This is a genomic window from Lysobacter korlensis (assembly GCF_042434515.1).
The window spans coordinates 883,303-897,819 of sequence record NZ_JBHLTG010000001.1 but is presented as its reverse complement, the minus strand read 5'-3'; the positions used below and the strand labels follow the sequence as shown (position 1 = coordinate 897,819).

11 protein-coding genes are annotated in these 14,517 nt (G+C 70.5%); 3 read left to right on the top strand and 8 right to left on the bottom strand.

Annotated features, from left to right (window positions below; all coding sequences use genetic code 11):
- The first annotated feature begins 347 nt into the window (after positions 1-347).
- Complete coding sequence (locus ACFFGH_RS04005; RefSeq protein WP_386665002.1) at positions 348-1,934, top strand: MFS transporter; 1,587 nt, start codon at positions 348-350, stop codon at positions 1,932-1,934.
- Between the two features lie 68 nt (positions 1,935-2,002).
- Here the strand turns inward: ACFFGH_RS04005 and gap are convergent, their stop codons facing one another.
- Entirely contained in the window at positions 2,003-3,007 is a 1,005-nt protein-coding gene (gene gap, locus ACFFGH_RS04000) for a type I glyceraldehyde-3-phosphate dehydrogenase (RefSeq protein WP_386665000.1), read from the bottom strand.
- Positions 3,008-3,152: 145 nt separating this feature from the next.
- Here gap and ACFFGH_RS03995 point away from each other — a divergent pair, with 145 nt between their 5' ends.
- Positions 3,153-4,085, top strand: a complete 933-nt coding sequence (locus ACFFGH_RS03995) for a S1/P1 nuclease (protein ID WP_386664998.1) — start codon at positions 3,153-3,155, stop codon at positions 4,083-4,085.
- Between the two features lie 119 nt (positions 4,086-4,204).
- Entirely contained in the window at positions 4,205-4,954 is a 750-nt protein-coding gene (locus ACFFGH_RS03990) for a sulfite exporter TauE/SafE family protein (protein WP_386664997.1), read from the top strand.
- 78 nt (positions 4,955-5,032) lie between these two features.
- On the opposite strand, the gene tkt is transcribed toward ACFFGH_RS03990, so the two are convergent.
- The 7 genes from tkt to ACFFGH_RS03955 form a co-directional block, all read right to left on the bottom strand.
- Positions 5,033-7,039 (bottom strand): transketolase, encoded by a 2,007-nt coding sequence (gene tkt, locus ACFFGH_RS03985; protein WP_386664996.1) that lies wholly within the window; start codon positions 7,037-7,039, stop codon positions 5,033-5,035.
- 246 nt (positions 7,040-7,285) lie between these two features.
- Positions 7,286-8,611, bottom strand: coding sequence for a dicarboxylate/amino acid:cation symporter (locus tag ACFFGH_RS03980; RefSeq protein WP_386664995.1), 1,326 nt, complete (start codon positions 8,609-8,611; stop codon positions 7,286-7,288).
- An 80-nt stretch (positions 8,612-8,691) separates the two neighbouring features.
- The gene (locus ACFFGH_RS03975) at positions 8,692-10,371 is read right to left on the bottom strand and encodes a BatD family protein (protein ID WP_386664994.1); all 1,680 of its coding nucleotides are present in this window, start codon (positions 10,369-10,371) and stop codon (positions 8,692-8,694) included.
- Positions 10,368-12,059, bottom strand: a complete 1,692-nt coding sequence (locus ACFFGH_RS03970) for a vWA domain-containing protein (protein ID WP_386664992.1) — start codon at positions 12,057-12,059, stop codon at positions 10,368-10,370. The genes ACFFGH_RS03975 and ACFFGH_RS03970 overlap by 4 nt, the downstream gene beginning before the upstream one ends.
- Entirely contained in the window at positions 12,059-13,075 is a 1,017-nt protein-coding gene (locus ACFFGH_RS03965; RefSeq protein ID WP_386664991.1) for a vWA domain-containing protein, read from the bottom strand. Before ACFFGH_RS03965 ends, ACFFGH_RS03970 begins: the two co-directional genes overlap by 1 nt.
- Complete coding sequence (locus tag ACFFGH_RS03960; protein WP_386664990.1) at positions 13,057-13,512, bottom strand: DUF4381 domain-containing protein; 456 nt, start codon at positions 13,510-13,512, stop codon at positions 13,057-13,059. Before ACFFGH_RS03960 ends, ACFFGH_RS03965 begins: the two co-directional genes overlap by 19 nt.
- On the bottom strand, positions 13,512-14,408 hold the full coding sequence (locus ACFFGH_RS03955; protein WP_386664988.1) for a DUF58 domain-containing protein: 897 nt from the start codon (positions 14,406-14,408) through the stop codon (positions 13,512-13,514). The genes ACFFGH_RS03960 and ACFFGH_RS03955 overlap by 1 nt, the downstream gene beginning before the upstream one ends.
- Between the last annotated feature and the right edge of the window lie 109 nt (positions 14,409-14,517).

Below are 14,517 nucleotides of genomic sequence, written 5' to 3'. Positions count from 1 at the left end.
TCCTATGTCCGCCGCGCTTCGACGCGAGGGTGGTGACTCGTGCAGCTGCAGCGGTGTTCTGATGCATGCGTTCGGCCCGGTGCGTGTCGCACCCCGCCTGGTCGCCGGTTCCACGACGGCGCCAGCACACCTAAGTTCGACGCACGCTGGATCCGCACCGCCGCGCTGCTGACGGCGGAGTCAGCGAATGCGCCTGCCTTGTCGCGTGCATGTTCGCGAGCAGGATCGACGAGCGATCGGCCACGTAAGCGTGGTCCAGTTCGACCGAACTTCTAACGCAAGATGGACCAGCCCGTCACGGAAAGGTTGCTCTAGTTCGGGGCCCGCCCGACGAGACCGCCTGCCCGATGAGACTCGCCGCGACCCAGCCCGAGATCACACACGACGACCTCGAGCACGGCACGCGTCGCCTCATGTTCGATGCCGCGTTCTCCACGATCGTCGGCACGCTCAACAGTGGTGTCGTGCTTGTCGCGTACGCGCTTTTGCTGGGTGCGTCGTCGACGGTGATCGGCGTGCTGGCCGCCATCCCGTTCCTCACGCAGTTGCTGCAGGCGCCTGCGGTGATCCTGCTCGAGCGCGTGCGCTCGCGGCGGCTGGTGTCGATCGTGGCATTGTTCATGGCGCGGCTCGCGCTGCCGCTGATGGCGGTGCTCGGCTTCATGGAAAACCGCACGCTCGCGCTGACGCTGCTGGTGGTTGGCGAAACCGTGCATTGCGCGTTCAACGCGGTGGCCGGCTGCGCCTGGAACTCGTGGATCCGCGACCTTGTGCCCGAAGAGCGCATGGGCAACTTCTTCGCCCAGCGCACGATCTGGGCCACGGTGCTCGGCATCGTCGGCACGGCGCTCGCCGCCGGCGCGCTGCATTTCGCTGGCCCGAACGGTGGTGGCGGTACTCCACTCGCGTTTGCCGGGCTTTACATGATCGGGTTCGTATCGAGCCTTGTGAGCACGTGGCAACTCGCGAAGGTGCCGGAACCGGCAATGCCGGCGCCGGTGCCGGGCCGCCGCCTGCGCGCGTTGTTCGCGCAGCCGTTCCACGACCCCGACTTCGTGCGCCTGCTGCGCTTCTTCGCGTCGTGGCAGTTCGCGGTCAACCTGGCCGCGCCATTCTTCACCGTGTTCATGATGCGCCAGCTCGGGTTCTCGGCCGGCTTCGTGCTGGTGATGAGCATCGTCAGCCAGTTGGCGAACATTGTGGTGCTGCGCACCTGGGGCCGGTTGTCGGACCGCTTCACAAACAAGACCGTGCTGACGTTCGCGGCGCCGGCGTTCATCGCATGCATCGCGGCGATGTCGCTCGCCGGCGAGATCGGTGGTCGCGGCTGGACGTCGACCTATCTGATCGTGCTGCACGTGCTGATGGGCATGACCTCGGCCGGCGTTGCGCTGGCATCGAGTGCGATCAGCATGAAGATGGCGCCGCGCGGCGCCGCGACGGCGTACGTCGCCACGAACGCGCTCGTCACCGCGCTGGCGGCCGGCGCCGCGCCACTGCTCGGCGGGCTGTTTGCGACATTCTTCGAACGGCGCGAGCTGCGCCTGTACATGGACTGGCGTGCGCCCGGCGGCGCCCTCGAACTGGTGACGATCTCGATCGGCTGGTGGCAGTTCTTCTTCCTGATCTCGGCGGTATTCGGCCTGTATTCGATGCACCGGCTGTCGTTCGTACGCGAACAGGGCGAAGTGCCACGTCGCGAGATGGTGCAGCACGTACTCAACGTCGCCAGGCGCGGCGTGCGCAACGCCTCGCCGGTGGCCGGGCTGCGCGCGGCGGTCGCATTCCCCGCGGGGCGGCTCATCCAGGAGCGACGACAGATGCGCGTGCGCTCACAGGAGGGCGAGCACCGCGACGGCGGCGCACACGACAGCGACCGGCGCATGGGTGACCGCCGCGCCACGGATCGGCGTAACGACCGGCGCGCCGCGTAGCGCGCGGCCCGTCCGCACAAAAAGAAAGCCCCGCATCGGCGGGGCTTTCGATTCGGACCCGGTCGCGCTTACTTGCCCGCGACGACCCGCACCATCTCGAGGCACTTGTTCGAGTAGCCCCACTCGTTGTCGTACCAGCTCACGAGCTTGACGAACGTACCGTCGAGCGCGATGCCGGCTTCGGCGTCGAAGATCGACGTGCGCGCATCGCCGCGGAAATCGGTCGCGACGACCTTGTCCTCGGTGTAGCCCAGCACGCCCTTGAGCGCGCCTTGGCTCTGCGCCTTCATTTCCGCGCAGATCTCGGCGTAGGTTGCCGACTTCTCGAGCTCGACGGTCAGATCGACCACCGACACGTCCGAGGTCGGCACGCGGAACGCCATGCCGGTGAGCTTCTTGTTGAGCTCGGGGATCACGACGCCAACGGCCTTCGCTGCGCCCGTGCTCGACGGGATGATGTTCTCGAGGATGCCGCGGCCGCCGCGCCAGTCCTTGTTGCTCGGGCCGTCGACGGTCTTCTGCGTGGCCGTAGCCGCATGCACGGTGGTCATCAGGCCGCGCTTGATGCCCCACTTGTCGTTGAGCACCTTCGCGAGCGGCGCGAGGCAGTTCGTGGTGCATGACGCGTTCGAGACGATCGCCTCGCCGTTGTACTTCTGGTGGTTCACGCCGTAGACGAACATCGGCGTGTCGTCCTTCGACGGCGCCGACAGGATCACCTTCTTCGCGCCCGCATCGAGGTGCTTCTGTGCGGTGGTCTTGTCGAGGAACAGGCCGGTCGACTCGATGACGACGTCGGCGCCGACCTCGTCCCACTTGAGGTTCGCGGGGTCGCGCTCCTGGGTCAGGCGGATCTTCTTGCCGTTGATGACCAGCTGACCGTCCTCGACCGACACGTCGCCGTCGAAGCGGCCATGCACCGAGTCGTAGCGCAGCATGTAGGCGAGGTAATCGGGTTCGAGCAGGTCGTTGATCGCAACGATCTCGATCTCGCCTGCGAAATTCTGCACGGCCGAACGCAGCACGTTCCGGCCGATGCGGCCGAAGCCGTTGATACCCACCTTGATCGCCATGACAACTCCTGCACGGGAAAGTCCGCCATTTTAGCCGACCGGGGCTGTAGACAGCTTGCGAAGCCCGAGCGCACGCCCGGATCGACGGCGCATTGCGTGCCTGCCGCGCCCGCTCGCAGCGCCCGACCTGCGCGACATCGCATGCGTGAACCACACCGGTTGCGATCGCTGCGGTGTGCGCCAAACCCCGTTTCCGGCACGGTCGGGGCCCTGCATCGGCCGATATCATGGCCGGATGAAACGCACCCCTGCCCTCGTCGCCGCCCTCATCCTGCTGCTCGCCTCGACGCCCGCCGCGGCATGGAGCGCACTCGGCCATCGCCTGATTGGCGAGCTGGCCGAGCGCCACCTCACGCCCGAGGCGAAGCAGGAGGTCGCGCGCCTGCTGGCCGGCGAGGACGACCCGACGCTGGCCGGCGTGGCGACCTGGGCCGATACGCTGCGCTCCAGCAGCCCCGAGCAGTTCAAGCGCACTGCCGCCTGGCATTACGTCAAGACGACGCCGGGAAGCTGCCGCATCGACTTCGAGCGCGACTGCAAGGACGGCCAGTGCGTTGTCGGCGCGATCGAGGCGCAGCGCCGCATCCTTGCCGACCGGTCGCAGCCGCTCGCCGCACGACGCGAGGCGCTTAAGTTTCTCGTGCATTTCGTTGGCGACGTGCACCAGCCGCTGCATGCGAACAGCCGCACCGACAAGGGCGGCAACGATTTCCAGATCAGCCTGCGCACGCCGCTCGAACCCGAAGCCTATGCACGCAAGGACTACAAAAACGGCGTGATGGGCACGAACCTGCATTCGATCTGGGACTACTACGTGCTCGGCTCGCCCGGCCTCGAACTGCCGGCCTATGCCCGGAAGCTGGATGTGCTGCCGTGGCCGCCGCACGACACGCCCGTCGGCACGCCGCAGTCGTGGGCGGCCGAGTCCTGCCGCACGGTCAAGGCGAGCGCGCTGTATCCGCGCGGGCACAAGCTCGATCATCGCTACCTCGATTCCAAGCGCCCGCTCGCCGAACAGCGCGTGCGCCAGGCCGGGTACCGGCTCGCCACGCTGCTCAACGACGCGCTGGAACGCTGAGCGGACAGCACTGCACGCCGCTGAGAAGCCTGCGTGGCTTGCCCGGCCCTGGATGATCGGCTGCCCCGGCGGCTGCACATGCTGATCCGGCCAGCGACTGCACTGCGTACGAGCGCGCGATGATCGATTCGACCTGGTGGCTTGCGGCGCTGTTCCTGCTCGTCGCGGTGCTGTATTCGTCCGTCGGCCATGCGGGCGCGAGCGGTTACATCGCGGCGATGGCACTGCTCGGCTTCGCGCCGGAGCAGGTGCGGCCGACGGCGCTCGCACTCAACCTGCTGGTCGGCGGAATTGGCCTGGTGCGGTTCGCGTGTGCCGGGCATGTGCGATGGCGCAACGTGCTGCCGTTCGTGCTCGCATCGGCCCCGGCTGCGTACTTCGCAGCGCAGCTCAGGTTGCCGAAGGACAGCTATTCGATGCTGCTCGGTCTCGTGCTGCTGGTCGCGGCAGCCGGGGTGTTCCGCAGCGCGTCCGGCGCCGAGCGCGAGGATCGCGTTGCGGCCGGCGGTCGCGTGCCATGGCTCATCGGCCTGCTTACGGGTGGCGCGATCGGCGTGCTGTCGGGCCTGACCGGTACCGGCGGCGCGATCTTCCTGACGCCGCTGCTGCTGTTCGCCCACTGGATGCCGACGCGCGAGGCCAGCGGCACGTCGGTGGCGTTCGTGTGGATCAACTCGCTGACCGCACTGGCCGGACTGCTGCAGGCCACCGGCACATTGCCGCCGGCGCTGCCGCTGTGGCTCGGCGCGGTGGCGATCGGCGCGGTGATCGGCACCCAGCTCGGTCTGAAATGGCTGCCGGTGCGCGGGCTGCGCCATGCGCTCGGCGTCGTGCTGCTGGTGGCCGCGGGGAAGTTGCTGCTGGCCTAGGCGCGATTCGCTGCGATCCTCCCGAAAAAGAGAAAGGCGGCCGAGGCCGCCTTTCTCCTGCACGACATCGGGCACGGATCAGCCGAGCGTGCGCGCGACCTCGACCACCCGCTCGACCGTGAAGCCGAAGTGCGGGAACAGCTTCTCGGCCGGTGCACTGGCACCGAAGCCGTGCATGCCGACCACCGCGCCATCCAGGCCGACGTACTTGTACCAGTAGTCCGCAGTGCCGGCCTCGATCGCGACGCGGCGACGCACATCGCGCGGGAGCACCGACTCGCGGTACGCCGCGTCCTGGCGCTCGAAGACTTCCGGCGACGGCATCGACACCACGCGCACATCGTCGCCGAGCTGCTCGGCCGCCTGCATCGCAAGGCCGACTTCCGAACCCGTGGCGATCAGGATGATGCGCGGCGTCGTGCCGCCCTCGCGCAGCACGTAGCCGCCGCGCGCGATGTCGGCCACCTGCTGCTCGCTGCGCGGCTGGTGCGGCAGGTTCTGGCGCGAGAACACCAGGCAGCTCGGACCGTCATTGCGCACGAGCGCGGCTTTCCACGCCACTGCCGATTCGACGGCGTCGCATGGGCGCCACACGTCGTTGTCGGGGATGTAGCGCAGCGAGGCGAGGTGCTCGATCGGCTGGTGCGTCGGGCCGTCCTCGCCGAGGCCGATCGAGTCATGCGTGTAGACGTGGATCGCATGCGCGCCCATCAGCGCGCTCATGCGCACGGCGTTGCGCGCGTAATCGCTGAACACCAGGAACGTCGCGTCGTACGGAATGAAGCCGCCGTGCAGCTCCAGGCCGTTGTTGATCGCGGTCATCGCGAACTCGCGCACACCGTAATAGATGTAGTTCGCGTTCGGATCGTCGGTCGCAACCGACTTGCTGCCCTTCCACAGCGTGAGGTTGGAATGCGCGAGGTCGGCCGAGCCGCCGACAAGTTCCGGCAGCAGCGGCGCAAACGCTTCGATCGCCATCTGCGAGGCCTTGCGCGAAGCCACGACGGGGCCTTCGGCCTGTAGCTTGGCGATGTACGCATCGGCCGCATCGAGGAAGCCTTCCGGCAGCTCGGCGCGCAGGCGGCGGGTGAGTTCGGCAGCGGCGTCCGGGAACTGCGCGGCATAGCGCTCGAACAGCGCATTCCACGCCTGCTCGCGCGCGGCGCCGGCGTCATTCGCGCGCCAGACGCCAGCCACGTCGGCCGGGATTTCGAACGGGCCGTGCGGCCAGTTCAGCGCTTCGCGCGTGGCGGCGATCTCGTCCTTGCCCAGCGGTGCGCCGTGGCTGGATTCCTTGCCGGCCTTGTTCGGCGAACCGAAACCGATCGTGGTGCGGCAGCAGATCAGCGTCGGCTTGTCGGTGCTGGCCAGTGCCTGCTCGATGCCGGCCTTGATCGAATCGGCGTTATGACCGTCGACGCCGCGCACCACGTTCCAGCCGTAGGCCTCGAAGCGCGCCGGCGTGTCGTCGGTGAACCAGCCGTCGGTATTGCCGTCGATCGAGATTTTGTTGTCGTCCCAGAACGCGACGAGCTTGTTCAGGCCCCAGGTGCCGGCCAGCGAGGCGGCCTCGTGCGAGATGCCTTCCATCAGGCAGCCGTCGCCCATGAACACGTAGGTGCGATGGTTGATGAGCTCGAAGCCGTCGCGGTTGAAGCGCTGCGCGAGCAGCTTCTCGGCCAGCGCCATGCCGACCGCGTTCGCGAAACCCTGGCCCAGCGGGCCGGTGGTGGTTTCCACGCCCGGCGTCATGAAGTTCTCGGGGTGGCCCGGCGTCTTCGAATCGAGCTGGCGGAAGTTGCGGATGTCCTCGATCGGCAGGTCGTAACCGGCCAGGTGCAGCAGCGCGTACTGCAGCATCGAGCCGTGCCCGTTCGACAGCAGGAAGCGGTCGCGGTTGGCCCAGCCCGGGTTGTCCGGGTTGTGGCTGAGGTAGTCGTTCCAGAGCACTTCGGCGATGTCGGCCATGCCCATCGGCATGCCCGGGTGACCGGAGTTGGCGGCCTGCACCGCGTCGATGGCAAGGAAGCGGATCGCGTTGGCGAGGTCGCGGCGGGCGGGCTGCTGGGAATCAGGCGTCGGCATGGGGTCGTCTGGGAGCGGCGGAAGGCGCGCCGGCGGCAAGGACACGGCCGCGCGGGCGGCGCATTGTCCCATCCGGGCGCCCCGATGTCGCCTCGCAACGTATTCCGCGGCCCTGCCGCTGGCCGGCTGCCGTCTGGCCTATCCACCTCGTCCGTGCGGCCGCGCCTGGCGCGCGGCCGTTCGATGGCTTACGCCCGGCCGGGGGTGTCGGCCGGCCGGTGGAAGCCGCTTGCTGCGGCGCCCGCCTCAGCCCTGCGCGTGGCCGGGCGCATCCCCGGGCAGTGCGTCGTGCCCGGCTTCGGTACGGCCGATCACGACCGAGCCGACCATGTCGCCGCCGACGTTGACCACCGTGCGGCACATGTCGAGCAGGCGGTCCACGCCGAGGATCAGGCCGATGCCTTCGGGCGGGATGTTGAACATCATCAGGATCATCGCGATCACCGGCAGCGAGCCGCCGGGCACGCCGGCCGCGCCGATCGAGCCGAAGATGCACAGCACCAGCACGGTGATCTGCTGCACGAGGCTCAGTTCGATGCCGAAGAACTGCGCGAGGAACAGCACCGTAATGCCTTCGAACAGCGCGGTCCCGTTCATGTTCGCGGTTGCGCCGAGCGTGCATACGAAACGCGCAACGCGGCGTGGCACGCCGAGGCGCTCTTCGGTGACCGCGAGCGTCGTCGGCAGCGTTGCGCTCGAGGACGAGGTCGAGAACGCGGTCAGCAGCGCCGGCTGCGCGCCGCGGAAGAACGCGAGCGGCGAGGTGCGGCCGAACACCATCAGCATCACCGGGAAAACGATGAAGAAGTGGATGCCCAGCGCGAGCAGCACAGTGCCGACGAAGCGCGCGAGCTGCACCATCACGTCGAAACCGAGCTTGGACGTGATCGAGAACAGCAGTGCGGCGACCGCGTACGGGGCAAGTTCAATGATCCAGCCGATGAGCTTGAGGCAGATGTCGTAGATGCCCTGTACCGCACCGACGAACAGGCGCGTGCTGTCAGTGCGCAGCACCGTGGCGGCGATGCCGAACATCAGCGCGAAGAACATCACCGCGATCAGATCGCCCGCGGCCGCCGATGCGATCGGATTCTTCGGCACGATGTTGAGCAGCAGGTCGACGCCCGAAATCGCCCCGCCCTTGCCGGCGATGTCCGCGGTGCGCTCGCCGGATTCGGCGAGCAGCGAGGTGGCCAGTTCCGGCGGCAGGCCGAGGCCGGGTTGCAGCAGGTTGACCAGCACCAGGCCGATCGTTACCGCGATCGCGGTGACCGCGAGGATCCACACGAGCGTCTTGCCGCCGATGCGGCCGAGCGACTGCGGGTCGCCGATCTCGACCACGCCGAGGATCAGCGCGGAGAACACCAGCGGGATGACCAGCATGAACAGCAGGCGCAGGAACAACTGGCCGATCGGATCGGCGACATAGGTCACCAGCCCCTCGAGCCAGCCGGCGTCGGCAGCGTAGAAGTTCGCGAGCAGGCCGGCACCGGCGCCGATCACGAAGCCGATCAGCATCCGGGTGTGGAGGGACAGCTTCGGCGCGCGGGCGGTGGTGGCGTGCTCGCTCATGGGTCGGGCGATTCCTGAAGTGTTCGCGCGCCTGATGGTCGCGCCAGAAGTCTGTTGAGGATAACCGCACCGTGCGGCGCTCAGCGCTCCGGGTACAGCGGTGGCAGTGGCGGCTTCGCGGGCGTCTGGGACGCGGCCCAGCGCGGCCCCTTTGCGAATGCGGCGCGCACCGCCTGTCGCGCGGCCGACACGTCACCGCCGCCCCAGCGGGCGCGCTGCAGCGCGTCCAGCGCCTCGCGCTGGGCTTCGTCATCGAGCCGGGACTGCAGCGCGTCGACCCGCTCAATCGGCGGATCCGCCATTGCCTGAAGGATGGCGACGATCTCTTCGGGCCCGCCGGCGTCGATCGCACGGCGCAGTTGCGCAAGGCCGGGTTTCGCTGGCGTGGCAACCGCGGTCGACTTGGTCGCCGTGTCCGAGCCTGCCGCTGGCGCGACGCCGGAGCCGGCGCGCTGGCCGCGCCGATGGACGGCCCAGACGAGCGTCAGCAGCCACAGCCCTGCGAATGCCAGCGCGATTGCGACCCAGATGCGTTGCCTGTCGGTGGTGGCCTGCCCGGGGGCGGCACTACCGGCAACAGGCGGGTCCGAGGCCCCCTGCCCGGCCGTCGCTGCCGCGGCTGCGCTGCCCGGGCGCACCTGCCAGTCGAGCGCAGGCAGCGTGGCCGTGCGGACGGCGCCGCCTGCGATATCCCACCACGGCAGCCGCAGCCCGGGCAGCCGCACCGGGCCGGCCTGCGAGGGCACCAGCGAAAAGCGCCGGGTCAGCGTGACCTGCGGGCGGCCGTCGACGAAGCGCTCGTCGGACTGCGGCGGCTCGGCGAAGACCTGCACGCCGTCAATCGCGGGCAGCTCCAGCTCGGGCAGCTGCGCCGCAAGCGCGCCATCGGCGACGAGCTCGACCGCGAGCGTCGCCGCGCGGCCGGCCTGCGGTTGCGTGGGCGTGGTGGTGTACCTCAGGCGCAGATCGTGTAGCGGCAGCCAGGGCTGCGGCGCACCGGCCGGCACCGGCTGCACGCTCAGCACCCGGGGCGCGGCGCGGGCGCGCAGCTCGCCGCCGCGGTCGCCGAACAGCGAATCGAACATGCCGCCGACGCCGCGTCCCTCGAATACGGCGCCCGGCACGGCGAGTTCTCCGCTGCGCTCGGGCACCAGCAGGTACCGGCGTTCGACCACCGTGTAGCGCCGTCCGCCGAGCTCGCGCGTGTACTGCGCGTCGTCGCCGATGCGCTGCATCGACGCGCCCGCCGGCGCCGCCTGGTCGAGGTGTCCTGAGACCAGCGGGATGGCCGAATACAGGCGCACCACCCAGCCGACGGCCTGCTGCACGTACGGGTCGAGGTCGTCGGGCCCGCTCTCGATGAAGACGTCGTCGCCCGCCCGGGCCGGGATCGCCTGGGCAGCCGGTGTCACCTCGAGCACCAGCGGCGCCGTCACCGTGTTACCGACGCGGATCGGCGGGATCGTGACCCGCCCGGCCTGCGCCGGCCGCAGCGCCACGCTGTAGAGCGAACGCATCGTGGCCTGCCCGTTCACCAGCTCGAAGCGACGCTCGCTGGTATGCCCGTGCGGGGCGAAGTCGCCCTCCAGCGGGCCGAATTCGGGCGCTGCGGTTTCGGTCGTGGCGATGTTGAGCGTGACGGTTTCGCCGAGCGCGATGCGGTTGCGGTCCAGCCAGGCCTTCGGCGCGGCGTGCACCAGCGCGGCGGCGAGCAGCAGCCACGCCATCACCAGCCAGCGGCTCATGCGTGCGGCGGTCATGGGGTCGGCTCCGTCTGCTCCTGGCGGCGCTGGTGCTCGAGCCGGAACTTGGCGCGCAGCAGCCCGCCCGGGTCGTCGGGCACGCGGCGCAGCCAGGCCTCGTTCGCGATGCGCTGCTCGCGCTCGGCCGGCGTCTCGGCTTTCCCGGGCACGGGCTCGCCGCTGCGCTGGGGCTTGCGCTGCTGCAGCGCACGCTGCACCCGTTCGCGCTGCGCGGCGTCGGCCTGGCGCTGCTGCTCGCGCGCGTCGCCGGACTGCGGTTGCGGCTGGGATTGCGAAGACTCGGGCGAGGACTGGGGCGGCTGCTTGCGCTGCCCTTCGCCGTCTTTCTGCTGCGCGCCGCGGTCGGACTGGCTGTTGCCCTTGCCGCCCTGCTGCTTGCCGGATTTCGGCGCTGGCGGCGGCTGGCGCTTCATCGCGGCGAGCACGGCGCGGCGGTTCGCGATCGCATCGGCCATGCCCGGCTGAAGTTTCAGCGCCTCGTCGTAGGCTGCAATCGCGTCGCGGTACTCGCCGGACTTGGCCAGCGCGTTGCCGCGGTTGTAGTGCGCGTCCGCCATCGTGATACCGCGGTAAAGCGCGGCCGCGCGATCGAAGTCGCCGCGCCGGTAGGCCTCGTTTCCGGCCAGCAGCCGCTCGTATGCGGCCTGGTCGGGGCGCTGCCACCAGCTCGAGGCCTCGGCCTGCGACCACGGCAGACCGACGCACAACAGCACCAGCAGCACGCCAGCGCGGCGCCTCAGCGCAAACAGCGCCAGCAGCATCAGCGGCGGCAGCAACCAGTAGCCTTCGTCCTGCCAGACCCGGCCCGCACTCGCGCGGGATTCGGAGCCCGGGGACGCACCCGCATCCAGCAGTCCGAGCTCGCGCAGATCACCCGGGTCCGACTGCAGCGGCGCGTAGCGGCCGTCGCCGGCGCGGGCCAGCGCGCGCAGCGCCTGGTCTTCGAGGCGTACCTGGCGGATCGCGCGATCGCGCATGCGGACCAGCGCGCCCGCGTCGGTACCGAGGCCGAGCACCGATACGCGGTAGCCGGCCCGCGCCGCGGACGCGGCCGCTTCGCGCGCGGAGGCCTCCGCGTCGCCGGTCAACAGGACGATCTCGCCCTGCGGGTAGCCGGCCCGGCGCAGCAGTTCGACCGCGCGTTCGATCGCCCGGTCGGTGCGGCGGCCGTCGACGGGCATCACGTCCGGCGCAAGTGCATCGAGGAACAGGCCGACGTTTGCGGCGTCGTCGGTCAGTGGCGCCACGGTGAACGCGTCATCGGCGTAGGCCACCAAGCCGACCGGCGCCGAGCTTCGAGCTTGCAACAACTGGGCGAGCTTGGCGCGCACGTGCGCCAGGCGCGACGGCGGCAGGTCCGTGGCCAGCGTTTCCGACGACAGGTCGACCGCGACCACGAGCGGCGTGCCGCCTTGGCTCAAAGGCTGCTCGACCTGCCGCCAGCTCGGACCGGCGAGTGCGAGCACCGCCAGCACGTAGCCGAGCGCGGCGATCGCGCCGTGCAGCCGGCTGCGCCGCGAGGCAGGGGTTTCGATCAGGCGCGGCAGCAGGTGCGGGTCGACCGCGTCCTGCCACGGCATGTGCGCGCGGCCGCGGCGCTGCCACAGCCACGCGAGCAACGGCAGCGCGAGCAGCGCCCAGAGCCACTGCGGTCGCAACAGGTGCAGTGCGGTCGGGTCGATCATCACGCGGTCCGCCTCGCCGGCCACAGCAGGCCGATCAGTACGCAGGCCAAGGCCGCCCCTAGCGGCCACGGGTATCGCTCGATCACCAGCCGCACCGATGGGCCTGCCACGGCAACCGGCTCGAGGCGGTCGATTTCCTCGTAGATGCCGACCAGGTCGGAAGTGTCGCGCGCGCGAAAGAACCGGCCGCCGGTGCGCTCGGCGATCGCCTGCAGGCCGGACTCATCGATCTCGTCACCCGCGCCCGGCATCGGCAGCTGGAACCCGAACAGCGACAGCCCGCCCTCGCCGCCGAACGCGATCGTGTGCACGCGCACGCCGGCATCGCGCGCAATCTGCGCCGCGCGCTGCGGATCCAGCAGGCCGGCGGTGTTGACGCCGTCGGTCAGCAGAATGACCACGCGCTGCCCGGCCGGCTGCTTCTGCAGCCGTTTGACCGCCAGACCGAGCGCGTCACCGATCGCGGTCTCCTGCCCGGCCAGTCCCGCTACCGCGTCGGCGAGCTGGTCCTGCACGCTGTCGCGGTCGAGCGTGAGCGGGGTCAGCATGTAGGCCCGGCGGCCAAACACGAGCAGACCGATCCGGTCACCCGCACGGCGGTCGAGGAAGTCGGCGATGACGGCCTTGGCCGCGGTCAGGCGGTCGACGGGCTGCCCGCCGAGCTCCATGTCGGGCTCGCTCATGCTGGCCGACAGGTCGAGCGCGAGCAGCATCTGCCGCCCGCGCGACGGCGGCGTCACCGGTTCGCCCAACTGCTGGGGCCGGGCGGCCGCGATGCACAGCAGGGCCCAGGCAAGCCAGGCCCAGATACCGGGCCCGCGGCTGCGGCGGCCTGGAGCGGCGGCCGCGACGTCGTCCAGCCGCGCGCCGAACGGCACGCGCAGCGCCGCGATCTGCGGCGCCGCGGCCGGCAGCCAGCGTTGCAACAGCCACGGCAGTGGCAGCGCGAGCAGCCACCACGGCCACGCGAACGAGGTGAGCAGGTCGACCCATGCGCTCATCGCCGCGCCGTCCATTGGAGAAAACGCGCGCGGGCCAGCGGCCGGACGGCCTCGACCTGCTGCGGATCGACGTCGGGACGGAAGGCGCCGTCGAGCAGCAGGCGCCCGGGCCCGGTGGAGAACGGCTTCGCTGGATCGTTGCCGTCCAGCCGCTCGAGCCAGGCGTCGCCCTGCAGGCGGTCGGCATCAGGGTCTCGCTCGCGCGCCGCGCGCCGCAGCAGCTCGGACATCGCCGCCACCTGCTCGGCCGGTGTCCGCGCCGGCTTCAATCCGCTATCGAACAAGCGCGCACGCACCGCCTGGTGCCGGCGACGCCGCAGGTGCAGTGCCAGCGCGATCAGGCCGATCAGGACAATGCCGGCCGCCAGCCACCACCAGCCTGGCGCCGGCGGCCACCACGGCGGCGCCGGCGGCTGGTGGATGTCGCGCAGCACGAGCGTCGCGCCCACCATCACGCCCCCTGCGGCCGCGGTGAGCCGAGCAGCGACAGCCAGGCCTCACTCGGCTCGGCCGTCGACAGCGCCCGCGCACGGATGCCGCGCGCCGCCAGTGATTCGAGCGCGGTCGCGACGGGCTCGACGAAGGTCTTCCGCCACGCCCGGCGCACGGGCGAGGCACCGAGGTCCAGCGCCAGGGTGCCGCCGGCACGCACGAACGGCACGGTTTGCGCGGGCGGGTCAGTCTCCAGCGGGTCGGTCAGCAGCACGACCACCACATCCTGATGCTGCGACAGCGCGGGCCAGCGGTGATCGGGCACCCCGGCCACGCTGGTGGGGTCGGCCAGCAGCACCAGCCGTGAGCCCGGGCGCATCAGCCGCTGGGCGTGCTCGAGCGCGACCGGCAGGCCGGCGTCATCGTCGGGCGGACGCGCGTACCAGCGGGCGAGCGCGTCGATCACATGCAGTGCGCCTCGGGGCCCCGAAGCAGGTGCGATTGCGGGCTCGCGCAGGCTGCCGCGCAACGCCGCGATGCGGTCGCCATCGCGCGCCGCGGCCCAGGCCGCCAGTGCGCCGGCCCGCGCGGCCTGCACCGATTTGAACCGCACGCGGGTACCGAAATACAACGCCGCCGAGGTATCGGCGACGACCAGCGTCATGCGCTCGCGCTCGACCTGGAACAGCTTGGTGTGGGCGCGCCCGGTGCGAGCCGTCAGCCGCCAGTCGATGTGGCGGGCGTCGTCGCCGGCCGAGTATTCGCGCGACTCGGCGTACTCCATGCCGCGGCCGCGCAGCGACGAGCGTGCCGGCCCGGCTGCCCCGAACCGACCGGACCGCGCAGCCGGGCGGCGACCGACCGCAGCGCGCAGCGCGACCAGTTCAGCCAGCGTCGGCACGATGCCATCAGCCATGCCGGCCCGACCGTTCCTGCGCGCGGGCGCGGCGATGCACGGAGCACCGCTGCGCGACGCGTGACGGGTACGGCGCAGCCGACGCCGCACCTGCGACGCCTGTGAAGCG